The organism is Herbiconiux sp., assembly GCF_004297105.1.
Classification (GTDB): domain Bacteria; phylum Actinomycetota; class Actinomycetes; order Actinomycetales; family Microbacteriaceae; genus Herbiconiux.
Map to the genome: position 1 here is coordinate 686721 of NZ_SCVE01000012.1, position 15660 is coordinate 702380.

At 68.7% G+C, this 15660-nt stretch carries 13 protein-coding genes and 1 tRNA gene; 6 read left to right on the forward strand and 8 right to left on the reverse strand.

Annotated features, from left to right (window positions below; all coding sequences use genetic code 11):
- Window positions 1-23 precede the first annotated feature (23 nt).
- Window positions 24-2003, forward strand: a complete 1980-nt coding sequence (locus EPO52_RS09665) for a cytochrome c oxidase assembly protein (protein ID WP_290805305.1) — start codon at window positions 24-26, stop codon at window positions 2001-2003.
- Window positions 2000-3079: a putative zinc-binding metallopeptidase gene (locus tag EPO52_RS09670; protein ID WP_290805307.1), complete on the forward strand. Its 1080-nt coding sequence runs from the start codon at window positions 2000-2002 to the stop codon at window positions 3077-3079. Before EPO52_RS09665 ends, EPO52_RS09670 begins: the two co-directional genes overlap by 4 nt.
- Here the strand turns inward: EPO52_RS09670 and EPO52_RS09675 are convergent.
- The gene (locus EPO52_RS09675) at window positions 3013-4044 is read right to left on the reverse strand and encodes a hypothetical protein (RefSeq protein WP_290805310.1); all 1032 of its coding nucleotides are present in this window, start codon (window positions 4042-4044) and stop codon (window positions 3013-3015) included. The two genes, EPO52_RS09670 and EPO52_RS09675, sit on opposite strands and share 67 nt — an antisense overlap.
- Window positions 4045-4102: 58 nt before the next feature.
- On the opposite strand from EPO52_RS09675, the gene EPO52_RS09680 reads away from it, so the two are divergent.
- The 3 genes from EPO52_RS09680 (at window position 4103) to EPO52_RS09690 (ending at window position 10520) form a co-directional block, all read left to right on the forward strand.
- Window positions 4103-5380: a DEAD/DEAH box helicase gene (locus EPO52_RS09680; RefSeq protein ID WP_290805313.1), complete on the forward strand. Its 1278-nt coding sequence runs from the start codon at window positions 4103-4105 to the stop codon at window positions 5378-5380.
- Between the two features lie 92 nt (window positions 5381-5472).
- Window positions 5473-8472, forward strand: a complete 3000-nt coding sequence (locus EPO52_RS09685) for an MMPL family transporter (protein ID WP_290805316.1) — start codon at window positions 5473-5475, stop codon at window positions 8470-8472.
- Window positions 8469-10520 (forward strand): YhgE/Pip family protein, encoded by a 2052-nt coding sequence (locus EPO52_RS09690; RefSeq protein ID WP_290805319.1) that lies wholly within the window; start codon window positions 8469-8471, stop codon window positions 10518-10520. The genes EPO52_RS09685 and EPO52_RS09690 overlap by 4 nt, the downstream gene beginning before the upstream one ends.
- A 74-nt stretch (window positions 10521-10594) precedes the next feature.
- Here EPO52_RS09690 and EPO52_RS09695 read toward each other — a convergent pair whose 3' ends face one another.
- The 7 genes from EPO52_RS09695 to EPO52_RS09725 form a co-directional block, all read right to left on the reverse strand.
- The gene (locus tag EPO52_RS09695) at window positions 10595-11254 is read right to left on the reverse strand and encodes a biliverdin-producing heme oxygenase (protein WP_290805322.1); all 660 of its coding nucleotides are present in this window, start codon (window positions 11252-11254) and stop codon (window positions 10595-10597) included.
- Between the two features lie 94 nt (window positions 11255-11348).
- Window positions 11349-11654 (reverse strand): DUF2470 domain-containing protein, encoded by a 306-nt coding sequence (locus tag EPO52_RS09700; protein WP_290805325.1) that lies wholly within the window; start codon window positions 11652-11654, stop codon window positions 11349-11351.
- Between the two features lie 93 nt (window positions 11655-11747).
- Window positions 11748-12401, reverse strand: coding sequence for a dienelactone hydrolase family protein (locus tag EPO52_RS09705; RefSeq protein ID WP_290805328.1), 654 nt, complete (start codon window positions 12399-12401; stop codon window positions 11748-11750).
- Window positions 12402-12413: 12 nt separating this feature from the next.
- Window positions 12414-13445 carry an MBL fold metallo-hydrolase gene (locus EPO52_RS09710; RefSeq protein ID WP_290805330.1) on the reverse strand — a complete coding sequence of 344 codons (1032 nt, stop codon included), beginning with the start codon at window positions 13443-13445 and terminating at the stop codon, window positions 12414-12416.
- Window positions 13442-14419 (reverse strand): nucleoside hydrolase, encoded by a 978-nt coding sequence (locus tag EPO52_RS09715; protein WP_290805334.1) that lies wholly within the window; start codon window positions 14417-14419, stop codon window positions 13442-13444. The genes EPO52_RS09710 and EPO52_RS09715 overlap by 4 nt, the downstream gene beginning before the upstream one ends.
- A gap of 9 nt (window positions 14420-14428) precedes the next feature.
- Window positions 14429-14818 carry a hypothetical protein gene (locus tag EPO52_RS09720; RefSeq protein WP_290805337.1) on the reverse strand — a complete coding sequence of 130 codons (390 nt, stop codon included), beginning with the start codon at window positions 14816-14818 and terminating at the stop codon, window positions 14429-14431.
- A 31-nt stretch (window positions 14819-14849) separates the two neighbouring features.
- Window positions 14850-14923: transfer RNA gene (locus EPO52_RS09725), tRNA-Gly, on the reverse strand.
- Window positions 14924-14995: 72 nt separating this feature from the next.
- Here EPO52_RS09725 and dcd point away from each other — a divergent pair.
- Complete coding sequence (gene dcd / locus EPO52_RS09730) at window positions 14996-15601, forward strand: dCTP deaminase (RefSeq protein ID WP_290805340.1); 606 nt, start codon at window positions 14996-14998, stop codon at window positions 15599-15601.
- The last annotated feature ends 59 nt before the right edge of the window (window positions 15602-15660 follow it).

The window sequence follows — 15660 nt, forward strand, 5'->3', positions numbered from 1 at the left end:
GTCACGGCACGTAAAGTAGTCAGGTGCTGAGAGTCGTGCGGATCGCGGGCCCCGCCGCCCTCGTGGTGGCGGCGTTCGTCGCCCTCCTGCTCGCGCTCGCCATCGGCGGCGGTGCGTCGCCGCAGCTGCTCGAAGACCCGGGCGCCGTCGTGCGCTTCGGGCTGCCGATCTCGACGATGCTCGTGAACCTCTCGGCGGCCGGCATGATCGGGGCGCTCGGTCTCGTGCTCTTCGCCATCCCGCCGGAGTCTCCCGCCCACGACCGGGCGCTCGACGTGGCGGCCGGCTCGGCCGCGCTCTTCACCGTGGCCGCGGGCCTCACCGGGTTCTTCAGCTACTTGAGCGTGACCGCGCGTGCCCTCAGTTTCGACGACGCGTTCAGCCAGGGCCTCGGCCAGTTCCTCACCCAGATCGCGCTCGGCCAGGCCTGGCTGCAGACCACGCTCATCGGGGCCGTACTCACGGTGCTGTGCTTCGCGGTGCGCAACCTCACCGCCCTCTTCTTCGTGGGCCTGCTCGCGGTGGCCGCCCTCATCCCCATGGCCCAGCAGGGCCACGCCGCCGGAGTGGACGGCCACGACGCCGCCATCACCGCTCTCGGCCTGCACATCGTGTTCGCTGCGGCCTGGCTCGGCGGGCTCCTCGTGATCGCGCTGCTCAGCCGGCGCCTCGACACCCCGAAACTCGTCGATGTGGTGAGCCGCTACTCGAGCGTGGCCATCGTGTGCTTCGTGGTCGTGGCGGCATCCGGCTACGTCAGCGCAGAGCTGCGGATCGGCTCGCTCGACCGTCTGCTCACGCCCTACGGCATCCTCGTGCTCGTGAAGGTCGGGGCGCTCGTGGCCCTGGGTGTGTTCGGCGCCGTGCACCGCCGGTGGGTCATCCGTCGCCTCGGCAGCACCGAGCGCCGTCGGCACTTCTGGTGGCTGATCGTGGCCGAGCTCGCGTTCATGGGTATCGCCTCAGGCTTCGCCGCGGCTCTCGCCCGCACGGCGACGCCGATTCCCGAGACGCCGCCCGCCGAGCAGACCGCGGCGCAGATCCTCACCGGCGAGGCCCTGCCGCCCGAGCTCACCGTTCAGAACTTCCTCACCCAGTGGAACTTCGACCTGATCTGGGTGCTCGTGTGCGCCTTCGCGATCTTCTTCTACATCGCCGGTGTCGTGCGGCTTCGCCGGCGCGGCGACGCGTGGCCCTGGTATCGCACGGTGCTCTGGATCGCGGGCATCCTTCTTCTCTTCTACGTCACCAACGGCGGGCTCAACGTCTACGAGAAGTTCCTCTTCAGCGTGCACATGTTCGGGCACATGACCCTCAGCATGATGGTGCCGCTGTTGCTCGTGCCCGCCGGCCCCATCACGCTCGCGCTGCGCGCCATCAAGAAGCGCGACGACGGCTCGCGAGGCATGCGCGAGTGGATCCTGCTCGCCGTGCACTCGAAGGCCGCCACCGTGATCGCCAACCCCGTGGTGGCCGGCGTGCTCTTCGCCACGAGCCTCGTGGCCTTCTACTACACGCCGCTCTTCCGCTGGGCCACCGAAGACCACATCGGGCACGAGTGGATGATCGTGCACTTCCTCATCGTGGGCTACCTGTTCGTGCAGGCCCTCATCGGCATCGACCCGGTGCCCTACAAGCTGCCGTATCCCTTCCGCCTGCTGCTCCTTCTCGGCACGATGGCGTTCCACGCGTTCTTCGGTCTCGCGCTCATGCAGGGCAACGGCCTGCTGCTGGCCGACTGGTTCGGAGCCACCGGGCGTGACTGGGGGCCGAGCGCGATCGTCGATCAGCAGAACGGCGGTGGCATCGCCTGGTCGATCGGGGAGATCCCCACGTTCACCCTCGCGCTCATCGTGGCCATCCAGTGGTCGCGCAGCGACAAGAAGGAGACGACGCGACTCGACCGCAAGGCCGACCGCACCAACGAGGCCGAGCTCGGCGAGTACAACGCCATGCTCGAACGGCTCGCCGATCGCGACAAGCAGAAGGACAGCCAACGATGATCTCGTCACTGTGCCCCGTCTGCGGTTCGGTCGTGTTCTTCGAATCGCTGGAATGCCCCAACTGCGGGGTCGATGTGGGCTTCGTGCCCGCATCCGGAACCTTCGCGGTGGCTCCGCTCGACGACTCCGAGACCGGATGGCGGCGCTGCACCAATCGGGCCTGGCGCTGCAACTGGCTCGTTCCCGACGACTCGGGCAGCGGCTACTGCCTCAGCTGCCGTCTCACCCGGAGGCGACCGCCCAACGACGACACGATCTCGCTCGAGAAGCTCGCGAACGTGGCCGTCGACAAGCGCCGCCTGCTCATGCAGCTGATCGACCTCGGGCTGCCGATCGAGCCGTACTACGAGAAACCGGGCGGTCTCGCGTTCGACCTCGTGTCGAGCCTCACGGGAGAGCGCGTGATCATCGGGCACGCTCACGGTGTGATCACCATCGACCTCGCCGAATCACTGGATGCCTACCGCGAGAACCTGCGTGTGCGCCTCGGCGAGCCCTACCGAACGATGCTCGGCCACTTCCGCCACGAGATCGGTCACTACTACCAGAGCATCCTGCTCGACACCGACGAGCTGTGGGCCGAGTGCCGCACCCTCTTCGGCGATGAGCGCGCCAGCTACTCGGAGGCGCTCGACCGGCACTATCGCACGGGCGCGCCCGAGGGCTGGATCGCCGAGTACATCTCCGACTACGCCACCATGCACCCGTGGGAGGACTTCGCGGAGTCGTTCGCCCACTATCTGCACATCACCGGCACCCTCGCCACCGCAGCCACCTCAGGGGTGGTGCTGCATGCCGAGCTCATCCCCGGGTTCGATCACGACGACGTCGTGCCGAGCCGCAGCTATCGGGACGAGGGCTTCGACGAGATCCTCAGCGACTGGCGCTGGCTCTCGCTCATGTTCAACCGGGTGAATCGGTCGATGGGCCTGAAAGACCTCTACCCCTTCGGCATCGTGGCCCCGGTGGCGCGCAAACTCGCGTTCGTGCACCGGATCGTGGTGCGGGCTCAGGCCCGGGGCGAGAACACCACGCCGCCGTCGGCACCGATCGTGAGCGAGAACGTCACCGAATAGGGGATCGACTCGTCCCGGGTCGACACCGTGCCGTCGAAGAGCGAGCGGATGTCGACCGTGATGTGGGCGCTGCCCGAGGCGTTCGGCACGATCCAGTCGTCCTGCCCGGCGAGGATGGTGAGGGCCGGATACTCCTCGATCGACCAGGCCGGGTCGGAGACGATGCGGTCGTTCACATCGAGCCCGAACGGGCATCCGGGCGGGTAGAGCACGGTCTGTTTCGCGCACTCGTCGAGGAACGAGTCGACCGTCGACTGCACCTCGTCGAGGAATGCCGTGGTGGGCTGCACGTCGACGATGGCGGAGGAGGACCCATTCACCTTGGTGGCCTCGAGCGGCACGGAGTGTGCGCCGAGGAGCGCCGACTGGTGCGAGAGCACGGTGAGACTCGGCACGAGCACCACGTACTCGCCGGTGGCGTGGAATGCCGTGGGATCGGGGGTGGAGATCTGCGAGGTGCCCGCGGTGAAGGTCGACGCGTGCGAGACCGTCACGGTGGCCGACGCCACGGGTGACCGCACGAACTCCCACTCGGGGAACACGAGCCAGCTCGTGCCCGTCTGCATCACGTCGAACTCGGTCTGGCCGGTGGTGGTGTGGCCGTCGAGCCCGAGCATCTCGTAGCCGTACACGATGCGGTGCCGGCCCGGTGCGATCTCGGTGTCGCTCACCAGGGAGATGTGGTCGAAGCTGCTGAGGGCCTGCGTCGAGACGAGGGAGGCGCTGCCGGTGCCCGGCGCATCCGTGGTTCCGAGGTCGACGCCCGGGGTGGCGAGCACGCCGGGAAGGTCGTGCCGGTTGAGGGCGTCGAGGTAGATGCGCACGAAGGAAGGGGCGCTGAACACTTCGCGGTTCAGGATGCCGATGGCGGAGAACAGGGCGGCCACGGTGAGCACGAAGAGCCCGGTCCAGATCACGATCGAACGGTGCAGCGCGATGCGCCTCTCCCCATCCGCCCTCGTCATGTCCACAGTTTAGGCGGGTGACCGCATCCGGCCCTGTGACGCCGGGTACATTGGGGTGGTGCCCCGTCCTGAACTCTCCGCCGAGCAGCGGCGGGTGTTCGAGCTCATCGAGGGCACGAAGAAGCACGTGTTCGTCACGGGTCGCGCGGGCACCGGCAAGTCGACGCTGCTCAACCACCTCTCGTGGAACACCGAGAAGCAGATCGTGATCTCGGCCCCGACCGGGGTGGCTGCACTGAACGTGGGCGGGCAGACCATCCACTCCCTGTTCCGGCTCGGCATCGGGGTGATCGCCGACCACGAGATCCCGCAGAACGCCGAGGTGCGCAAGCTGCTCAACACCATCGACACCCTCGTGATCGACGAGGTCTCGATGGTGAACGCCGATCTGATGGATGCCATCGACCGCTCGTTGCGGCAGGCGAGACAGCGCCCCCTCGAGGCATTCGGCGGCGTGCAGGTGGTGCTCTTCGGCGACCCCTACCAGCTGGCCCCGGTGCCGGGCGACGGCGACGAGCGCGCCTACTTCGCCGATCACTACCGCTCGATGTGGTTCTTCGACGCGAAGGTGTGGGAGGAGGCATCCCTCGAGATCGTGGAGCTCACCGAGGTGCACCGCCAGCACGACGACGAGTTCAAGTTCATGCTGAACGCGGTGCGCTTCGGCATGGTGACGAAGGAGATCGCCGACCGGCTGAACGGCGCGGGGGCGCGGCCCGCCCCCACCGAGGGCGCCATCACGCTCGCCACCCGCAACGACTCGGTGAACCGCATCAACCAGGCCGCGCTCGCGCGCCTTCCCGGCCGCGTACTGAGCGCGAAGGCCGAGATCAGCGGTGATTTCGGCGGCCGCGCCTATCCCGCCGACGAGAACCTCGAACTGAAGGTGGGCGCGCAGGTGATGTTCCTGCGCAACGACGGCGATCAGCGCTGGGTGAACGGCACGGTCGGCACGGTGACGAAGATCGACTCCACCGTCTGGGTCGATGTCGATGGGGAGGTGCACGAGGTCGACCCGGTCGCCTGGGAGAAACACCGCTACTCGTACGCGCCCGAGTCGAAGCAGCTCACCAAGGAAGTGATCGGCGAGTTCACCCAGTTCCCGCTGCGGCTCGCCTGGGCGGTCACCATCCACAAGTCACAGGGGCAGACCTACGACCAGGCCGTGGTCGACCTGGGCGCCCGGGTCTTCAGCCCGGGCCAGACCTACGTGGCGCTGAGCCGGCTCACCACGCTCGAGGGGCTCTACCTCACGCGGCCGTTACGGCCGAGCGACATCATCGTCGATCCCGCGGTGCAGGCGTTCATGGCCCGGCGCGACCGGTCACCCCGATAGTCCCCCCAGTAGGGGGCACATCACTGCCCTGAGCCGGTTGCGCGCTCGCGGCGACCGATACCCTTCAGACTGGAGAGGGAATCATGGCGACCTTGCTGTACAGAATCGGCCGGTTCGCCGCGCGACGCAGCATCGCGGTGATCGTGGGGTGGATCATCCTGCTGGGGCTTGCGATCACGGGTGCCCAGTTGCTCGGCGGTACCCTCGTGTCGTCGTTCGTGATTCCGGGCACGGAGTCGCAGCAGGCACTCGACATGCTCGACCAGCGCTTCCCCGCGGCCAGCGGCGGAACAGCGAAGGTGATCTTCGTGGCACCCGACGGGAAGACGGTCGACGACTTCCAGCCCCAGATCGCGGATGCGGTTGCGGCGGTCACCCCGCTCGAGCACGTGTCGGGCGTCACCAGCCCCTTCGCCACGGATGCCACGGCGCAGATCAACACCGACCGCACGATGGCCTATGCCACGGTGCAGTACGACGTGGCCACCACCGCGCTGAGCGAGGCCGACAACGAAGCGATCGTGCAGGCCGGCGATGCGGCGGCCACCGATGGCTTGAGCATCTACTTCTCCGGAGTCACCGATCCGCCCGAGTCGGCCGTGAACTACACCGAGCTGATCGGCCTCGTGGTGGCGTTCTTCGTGCTGCTGATCACGTTCGGCTCCCTGCTCGCGGCCGGTATGCCTCTCGTCACCTCGCTGATCGGGGTGGCGGTCACCTCCACTCTCATCACGATCGCCTCCGGCTTCGCCACCATCTCCTCGACGGCGCCCCTGCTCGCCACCATGCTCGGCCTCGCGGTGGGCATCGACTACGCGCTCTTCATCGTGGCGCGGCATCGCACGCAACTGATCCACGGCGTGGAGCCGAAGGAGTCGGCGGCCACGGCTGTGGCCACCGCGGGCAGTGCCGTGGTGTTCGCCGGCCTCACCGTCATCATCGCGCTGCTCGGTCTCTCGGTGGTGCAGATCCCGTTCCTCACCGTCATGGGGATCGGCGCGGCGGTCTCGGTGGTCGTCGCCGTGCTCGTGGCGCTGACACTCGTACCCGCCGTGCTCGGCCTTTTCGGCCGCACGCTCATTCCTAAGCCCACCTCGCGCGCCGCCCGCCGCGAGCTGGCCTCGGTCGACCCCACGTCGACCCGTCGCACGATGGGCGCGCGCTGGGTGGCCCTCGTCACCGCGAAGCCCGTGATCACGGTGGCGGTGGTGGTGATCGGTCTCGTGATCGTGGCGCTGCCCGCGACCTCGATGCGGCTCACGCTGCCGGATGCGGGTTACAACCCGCCCGGCTCGGCGTCGCGTGAGGGCTACGAACAGCTCACCGACGGCTTCGGCGCCGGATTCAACGGCCCGCTGCTGGTCACTGCCGACATCTCGTCGATCACCGATCTGCAGCCGGCCCTCACCGCCCTGCACGACCAGTTCAACGGTCTCGATGACGTGTCGAGCGTGAGCACCGCCGTCCCGAACGCGACACTCGACATGGCGATCGTCTCGATCATCCCCTCGAGCGGGCCCGACAGCACGCAGACCGAGGATCTGGTGCACACCATCCGCGATGCAGCGCCGGCGTTCGAGGCCGCCAATGGGTTCACCTACCAGGTCACCGGCCAGACCGCTCTGGGGATCGACGTGTCGCAGCGGCTCCAGGATGCGCTGGTGCCCTACGGCGTCGTGGTGGTCGGGCTCTGCATCATCCTGCTCACCATCGTGTTCCGCTCCCTCGCCGTGCCGATCTCGGCCACCATCGGCTACCTGCTCTCCGTGGGCGCTTCCATCGGCATCGTCACCGCCGTGTTCGAGTGGGGATGGCTCGCCGACGTGATGGGAGTGGCCAAAGTGGGGCCGGTGATCAGCTTCTTCCCCATCCTCTTGATGGCGGTGCTCTTCGGGCTCGCGATGGACTACCAGGTGTTCCTCGTCTCGCGCATCCGCGAGGAGTACGTGAAGACGGGAGATCCGCACTACGCGGTGCGGCACGGCTTCATCGGGGCCGCGCGCGTGGTGACGGCGGCGGCCTGCATCATGTTCGCCGTGTTCGCCTCGTTCGTGCCGGGCGGCAACGCGGTGTTGCAACCGATCGCGCTCGGGCTCGCGGCGGGCGTGTTCATCGATGCCTTCCTGGTGCGCATGACGTTCATCCCGGCCCTCATGATGCTCCTCGGGCGGGTCGGTTGGGCCATGCCGAAGGCTCTCGATCGGGTGCTGCCGAATGTCGATCTCGAGGGCGAGGGCGTGCGGGAGATGCTCGCCGCCGTGGCCTGGCGACCGCTCGACGGGTCACCGGATGCGGCGGGAGAGCCGGTCGCGGATGCGCCCCCCTACGGCGTGGCCGCGGAGAACGCCATCGTGGAGTCGGCCGCGGCCGACGGGCTCGTGGCACCGTTCTCGGTGCGGGCGGAGACGGGTGCGCTCGTGCTCGTCACCGGGGCGGCTGGCACGCATCCCGAGGCCGTGGCGGCAGCGATCACCGGCCGCCAGCGCCTGCTCGAGGGTCATCTGCGCGTGCTCGACCAGCCACTGCCGGTTCATGCGGCAGCATTGCGGCGGCACAGTGTCCTCGTGGCCAAGCCGGTCGAGGCCGACCTGCTGCCCGATCGTCTTCCGTTCGGAGCGCTCCCCCCGGGAGCCCTGAGCGTTCAGGAGCGCCTGCAGCGTGAAGTCGGGGAGGAACTCGGTGAGCTCTGGGGAACCGAGCTGGCGGCCGAGTGGATCCGCCAGCTGGCCACTGCCACCGCCTCCGCCGGTGTAGTCGACGGGCACGGATCGCGGGCGCGTGCCCGCGTGCGGCTGATCGCCGTCGACGGCACGGGCATCCCGACCGCCCATCTACAGCACGCGCTCGCCGTGATCGATGCGGCACTGCCGCTCGAGACCACGCTCGTCGTCGCCCATCACGGAGCGCGGCTCGAAGCCGGCCCGCGGCCGGTGCGGGTGATCGCGCTCGCCGCGGTGGAACCGGTGCCGCCCACTCCCCCGTCGCCACCCGGCCAGGCGGCAGCGCCCGACGGCCCGGACCACCCGGACGCCCCCGACTCCCCCAGTGACGACCCCGACCGCCCTAACCCCCGAGAGGAAGTGACCGCATGACCCGCATCCGCTCCCTCGTTCGCCGCGGAGACAGCGGCGGCCTCTCGACGGTCGCGCGGCGGGTGGCCATCGTGCTCGCCGTGCTCACCCCGCTGCTCATCGCCGGGGTCGCCGTGACGGCCTTGCGGGCGAACGACGGCACGACCGCCGCGGGAGGAGCATCCGGAGACGGCTCTGCCTCCGCCGCGGCCCCCGTGCTGCCGGCGGCCGTGGTGAACCTCGACGAGATCGTGTATCTGCAGGACGACGGCACGATCGTGCCCGCCGATCCGAGCACCCCGAACCAGACCGGCACGCCCGTGGCGGCCGGCAAGCTGCTCGTGAGCGAACTCGTGAAACCCGGATCCGGCCAGGGCTTCACCTGGACCGTCACCGATGCCGACACGGCCTCCGATGGACTCACCGCGGGCCAGTTCTCCGCCGTCGTGACCATCCCGAAGGACTTCTCGGCCGCCTACGTCTCCACGGCCACCAGCACTCCTGTGCAGGCTCAGCTGCAGGTGCAGACGAATGGCGCCAACAGCTACGTCACCGAACTGCTCGCCAGTGCGCTCTCGACCAACCTGCAGGCCGCACTGTCCGAGACCGCGACGCAGAACTTCGTGACCAACACACTCGCCGCGTTCACCACGCTGCACACCAACCTCGGCACGGCGGCGGATGGCGCAGGTCAGCTCGCCGCCGGCGCGAACACGCTCGCCGGGTACCAGGGTCAGCTCGCCACGGGCCTCGCGGGAGCCGCATCCGGGGCCACGGATCTCGACAGTGCCGTGCAGGGCCTCGCGGTCGGCATGCGCGCGATCTCCGACGCCACCACCGACCTGCCCACCTACGCGAAGTTGCTCTCCGACGGGTCGACCGCGGTGAGTGAGGGGGTCGACATCACCCGCGGTCAGTTCAAGGATCGCGCCACCGAGAGCCAGGGTCTCACCGATCGCCAGACGGCACTCACGGCGACACTGCAGGGGATCTACGATCGCATGGACCCCTCCGACCCGGACTACGCGACACTGGGTGCGGCCGTCGAGGAGGCGGGCGGGATCGCCGTGGGCCAGGGTCTCGTGACGGTGGCGCTCGGCGTCGACTACGCCGGCGTCGACACGCTGCTCGCACCGGGCGCCGCGCTCGTGAGCCAGGGCAATGCAGCGTTCGCCAAGGATCTTCCGCTTCTGACGACCACCCTCTCCGAGGTGGCCGACGGCACCGAGAAGATCGCCACCGGCAGCAGTGGCCTGGCGTCGGGGCTCGGGGAGCTCTCCACGGGGGCGGCCGGCATCGCGACCGGGTCGACGGAGCTGGCCACGAACACGGGTGCGCTCGCATCCGGGTTGCAGCAGGCGGCCGACAAGGTGCCGAGCTACACCGATGACCAGTCGAAGGCGCTCTCGACGGTCGTCGCGACACCGATCGTCACCGATCAGAGCGACATCGACGCCCTGCCCTCCGCTGCGGCGGCGGTCGCGGCCGTCGCCGTACCGTTGGCCCTGTGGGTCGGTGCCTTCGCGATCTACCTCCTGCTCGCCCCGTTCGGGCGCCGGGAACTGTTCTCCACCGCATCGACGTTCCGGGTGGTGCTCGGGTCGCTCGTTCCCGCCGCGATCCTCGGGCTGGTGCAGGCGGCGATCGTGGCCATCGTGCTGTTCTTCGTAGGCGCCCAGCCAGCACACGTGCTGGGCGGCATCCTGTTCTCACTGGTGATGTCGCTGGCCTTCGTGATGCTGCATCAGGGGCTCGTCGCGCTGTTCGGCCAGGCCGGGCGATTGATCTCGCTCGCGCTGGTCGTGGTGCAGGTGGCCGCTGCCGCGGTGATCGTGCCGAACGGGCTCAGCTCTCCGCTCTACACCGGGCTCGCCACGGTACTCCCGCTGTCGCATGCCATCACGGGCATGCAAGCGCTGATCGGCGGCGGATCGGTCGCGCTCGCGGCCCAGGAAGCCCTCGTGCTGATCGTGTTCGCCCTGATCGGCCTGGCCCTGACGCTCATCGCGGTGACCCGAGCCCGCTCCCGCAGCACAGTGCTCCTGCCGCCCACCCCCGAACCGGCCTGATCCTCCTCGCGACTCGCCAAAATCCGGCCCAATTAGGGCGAAATAGGCAGGATTTTGGCGACTCGCGAGGAGGGTCAGGCGACCTGGGTCGTCGCGGCCTTGGCGTCGGCGAGGTCGAGGAAGAGCTCGGTGTTGAAGCGGTAGGCCACCAGCACCTCGTCGATCACGCGGTCGCGCTCGGCGTCGTCCCAGTCCACCGCGTCGAGCTGGGTGCGGTAGGTCTCCTTGAACTCCTTGGGCTTGGCGATGTCGCCGAACAGGTAGAACCCCACGCCGTTCGTCTCGAACCCGAACTGACGCTGCATGAGGGTGCGGATGATCTGGCCGCCCGACAGGTCACCGAGGTAGCGCGTGTAGTGGTGGGCGATGAAGCCGCCGTTCCAGGTGGCCGCCACCTCGTTGATGCGCGTGACGTAGCGCTGGGTGGTGGGCAGCGGGGTGATCTGGCTCCTCCAGTCGTCGCCGATCAGGAAGCGCAGATCTTCTTCGATGGCGGGCAACCGGGTGAGCTTGGGCGAGATGAACGCGGCAGCCACCGGATCGTTCTTCATGCGGTCGGCTGCGGCCTCGATCGCCTCGTAGATGAAGTAGTGCTGGGCCACGAGGGCGATGTAGTCGTCTTTCGTGCCCTTGCCGCTCATCAGATCGGTCATGAAGCCGGCGCCCTCGCTGTCGCTGTGGCCGGTCCAGGTGCGCTCACGGAGAGCTTGCGAGAAGGGGATCACTGCAGCCATGCGTTCATTCCAGCCAGGTCGGTCGACGAAGTAAGTGTTACCTAACCTAGCGGATCGGAGCCCTGCCCCACCACGGTGTTTCGCTGGGAAGCGCTTATGCGTGCGGCCTGGGGTCGAGCCCCAGAACGGCGCAGGCCGCGTCGTAGAGGGCCACGATCTCGCGCCGCACCTCGGGGCGCTCGCTGATGGGCCCACTCGGCCAGGCGACGGATGCGCGACTCACCTCGCCCCCAGCGAGCGTCACGTCCCACGTACCCCCGTCGCCGTCGAGGCCCACCATCGTGCTGGCCTCGGCCGCCGGATCGACGAAGGCGCGGGCGATGAGCAGGTTGTCGTCGCGGTGGTCGTCATTCATGTGGTGCAGGATGGCGGCGACGATGTCGGGTGCGAATGTGGTCACGGGCGGTAACGCTAGCCGAGGCGCCCGGGCGTCGTCCAGCTGCGCACTCCGCGTGCCGGCCACCTGTGCGGCCGCGCATCCGTCAGCATCCGCTCAGTCGAGCAGCTGAGCCTGGAGGAAGTACGTCGAGCGCGCGAAGGCCAGCGCCGCCGCGTTCTTGTCGAGCAGTGGCAGCACGGTGGCGTTCGCGAAGCCCTCGGCTGTTCCCGTGTAGCGGTGCTGCGTGACGGGGGTGCCGTGTTCCTTGAGGCGGCTGATGAAGTCGTCGACGTCGACGCCGCGCGCCCATCCGGGGTCTTCGGCGCGGTGGATCAGCACCGGGCACGGGATGATGCCCGCCTCGTCGTCGCCCAGCACCGCGGCGTACGCCACCACGGCGTCCAGCGCTCCGCTCTGGGCCAGGCGGAGGGCGAGCCGACCGCCGTAGCCGAGCCCGATGATCCCCACCCGCGACGCACCATGACCCCGGCCGAGGGCCACGGAGTCTTCGAGCGTGGCGAGCGCGAAGCCCGCATCGGTGCGCTCGCCGAGCGTGCGTGCGCCATCGGCGTCGACAGTGGCCACGCCGTCGAAGAGGTCGGGGACGATCACCTCGAAGCCCTGCTTCGCGAGCGCGGTGGCGTAGGCCTCGAGGTAAGGCAGGCGGCCGTAGTCGTCGTGCACGATCACCACGGCCGGGCGTCCGTCGCCGTGTTCCCCGAACTCGAGGGGCCACCCCGGCGAGGGGATGTCGACGAACTCAGCCATGGGGGACCCGCCTCAGCCTTCGGTGCTGACGAGTTCGATGTGCATCGCCGTCTGGGCCAGCGCCGACGCCAGGTAGAGGCCGTGCAGGTTGGGCCAGCCCACCGTCCAGCTGATGAGGGACGCGACCTGCCAGACGGTGGCATCGGGCTGCTCGGCCAGGATGCCGCGCACCTCGCGCGAGCGCTTCAGGTGGTGGGCGCGGGTCGCCTCGAGTCGGCTCGTGAGCCCTGTGAAGCGGTAGCCGTGGCCGGGCAGCACCTCGTGGTCGTCGAAGCCGGCGATCACGTCGAGCGAGTGCAGGTAGCCGCCGATCGGGTTGACCTGCGCGCCACCGAGACCGATGCCCGGGAACATCGAGGGGAGGAGATGGTCGCCGGTGAAGAGCAGTCGCTCGTCTTCGTCGCGCAGATTGATGTGGCCCGGGGTGTGGCCGGGGGTGTTAAGAACGCGGATGCTCCGGCCCGGCAGATCGAGCAGCTCACCGTCGTCGAGCAGCAGGTCGGCCCGGAACGGGGCGTCCACGCTGCCGTTTCGCTGTGTGAATCCCACCGCGTAGTCGTGGAGCTCATCGAGGAACTCCGCGGGCACGCCCCAGCTCAACGTGCGTGCATCCATCAACTCGACCTGGCGTGGAGCCTTTTCGGAGAGACGCATGATGGCCTCCTGCTCCGCCCGGCCGATCGCCAGACGGGCACCGAACTCGGCGCGGAGTCGCTCGGCGAGGCCCAGGTGGTCGTGGTGCAGGTGGGTGACAACGACCGCGCGCACGTCGGTGCTGCTTGACCCGATAGCGGCGAGCTGCGCGACCAGCCGGTCGACGTTCCGGGCGTCGGCGACTCCCGGGTCGATCACCGTGATGCCGCCGTCGCTGTCGCGAACGAGGTAGCTCAGGGTGAAATGCGGCGCATGGGTCGAGGTGATGGGCTGGGGCAGAATCCACACGTTCTCGCGCACCGCGGCCGGGGCCGGTAGGCGGCCGCCCTCGGTCTCGGCCGCGTACTCGTCGGGGCTCACCGGGGTCATGCCGACCAGCGGCCTGCTCACGGCAGGGTCGCGATCGTGGCGAGGAAGAGACGGGCGTAGCGCTCGCGATCGACGTCGAGTGCCACGTCGATCACGGTCGGCCGCGTGGCCGGCGCGGCCGATCCCGCGGCGTGCACCGTGTCCTCGCCGACGCGCTGGCGGCGGTCGACGATGGTCTGGCCGCGGCTCTCGCCCGCGAGCGCGACGCGAACCGGGTGGCGCTCGATGTGGAGCGCATCCGGATCCACCAGCGCACAGAGGGCGCCCGCGTCGCCGATGTGGCCCGCATAGCCGCTCGGATCGGGCTCGCCGTCGGCATCATCGGCCATCTGGTGCCGCAGAAGCGCGCCCGTCAGGCGGCCCGAGGCGGATGGCCCGGTGAGCAGCGCGTCGGCATCCGCCTCGTCGATCGTCACCTGGTTGAACACATCGAGCCCGTACATGAACGTCGGCACGCCCGAACCGATCACGATGGAGGCGGCCTCGGGGTCGTGCCACACGTTGAACTCGGCCACGGCCGTGGCGTTGCCGCCCGATGCCGAGCCGCCCATGAACAGGATCCGTTCGATCTGCGGGATGACCTCGGGGTGCAGGCGCAGGAGGAGGGCGAGGTTGGTCTGGGGCGCGAGCGCCACGATCGTGACGGGTTCGGATGACGCGAGCAGCAGGTCGCGGGCGAAGTCGACGGCGTGGCGCTCATCCACCGTGCGGGTGGATTCTGGCAGCGGAATATCTCCCAGGCCGTTGCCGCCGTGCACGTGCGAGGCGCGGACCGGCTCGATCAAGGGGCGCAGGGCTCCCGCGGCCACCGGGATGGGCGGTGCGCCCGCGAGGTCGAGCACCCGGAGGGTGTTGTCGACCACGTTCCCGAGCGATGTATTCCCGGCGACGCATGTGATGCCGATGAGGTCGACATCCGGATGCGCCACCGCGAATTGGATGGCCATGGCGTCATCGACACCGGTGTCGACGTCGAGTAGAACGCGGAGAGTCACAGATCCAATCTACTTCGCGCGCGTCGACCAGATGGCCCACGCCACGAGGAGGGGCTGGAAGAGGAGCCGCACGGCGCGCTTGCCATCGCTGTCGAGACCGAACGCGTCGCGACGGTGCAGCCACTGCGAGATGTTGCCGGGGAAGATCGCGGTGAAGAAGGCGGCGGCCACAGATCCGACGGCCTCCTTCTTCTTGGGCAGGGCGACGAGTGCCGTGCCCAGTGCGATCTCGGCCACGCCGGAGAGCACGACGACGGTGTCGACATCGAGCGGCACCCACTCCGGCACCTGCGCACGGAAGTCTTTGCGTGCGAACGTGAGGTGGCTGGTGCCGGCGAACACGAGGGCGGCGCCGAGCAGAACCCGCCCGACGGTGCGGGCGGCAGAAGAAGAGGTCATTCCCTCATCCTGCCTCTTCTGTGCGACATCGTGGAGCGGATGACGGGAATCGAACCCGCGCTATCAGCTTGGGAAGCTGAAGTTCTGCCATTGAACTACATCCGCGTGACGCAACCGGAGAATGCGACCGGCCCATACTATCGCGACCGTCGCCCCCTCCCCCACTACACTGACTGCGTGCTCCTCTCCGACCGCGACATCCGCACCCAGATCCGTGAGAACCGCGTCAGCCTCGAGCCCTACGAGCCCGCGATGCTGCAGCCGTCGTCGATCGATGTGCGGCTCGACCGCTACTTCCGGTTGTTCGACAACCACAAGTACCCGTTCATCGATCCTGCCGAAGACCAGCCCGAACTCACGCGGCTGATCGAGACCAAGCCGGATGAGCCGTTCATCCTGCACCCTGGCGAGTTCGTGCTCGGCTCCACCTACGAGAAGGTCGGCCTGCCCGACGACATCGCCGCCCGGCTCGAGGGCAAGAGCTCGCTCGGCCGGCTCGGCCTGCTCACGCACTCCACGGCCGGCTTCATCGACCCCGGCTTCTCGGGTCACGTTACCCTCGAGCTGTCGAACGTGGCGACGCTGCCGATCAAGCTCTGGCCGGGCATGAAGATCGGCCAGATGTGCTTCTTCCAGCTGTCGAGCCCCACGGAACGCCCGTACGGGTCGAGCGAGTACAGCTCGCGCTACCAGGGCCAGCGCGGGCCCACCGCCTCGCGCTCGCACCTGAACTTCCACCGCTCCGACGTCTCGGAGCGCACCGACGGCAGCCGCGGCGACTGACCTCCTCGCGAGTCGCCGAAATCCGGCCCAAATCGGGCCCGATAGACCGGATTTTGGCG

Coding starts and splice junctions, on each gene's coding strand:
- EPO52_RS09670 (WP_290805307.1), top strand. CDS start 2,000: ATGATCTCGTCACTGTGCCCCGTCTGCGGTTCGGTCGTGTTCTTCGAA.
- EPO52_RS09675 (WP_290805310.1), bottom strand. CDS start 4,044: ATGACGAGGGCGGATGGGGAGAGGCGCATCGCGCTGCACCGTTCGATC.
- EPO52_RS09690 (WP_290805319.1), top strand. CDS start 8,469: ATGACCCGCATCCGCTCCCTCGTTCGCCGCGGAGACAGCGGCGGCCTC.
- EPO52_RS09695 (WP_290805322.1), bottom strand. CDS start 11,254: ATGGCTGCAGTGATCCCCTTCTCGCAAGCTCTCCGTGAGCGCACCTGG.
- EPO52_RS09705 (WP_290805328.1), bottom strand. CDS start 12,401: ATGGCTGAGTTCGTCGACATCCCCTCGCCGGGGTGGCCCCTCGAGTTC.
- EPO52_RS09720 (WP_290805337.1), bottom strand. CDS start 14,818: ATGACCTCTTCTTCTGCCGCCCGCACCGTCGGGCGGGTTCTGCTCGGC.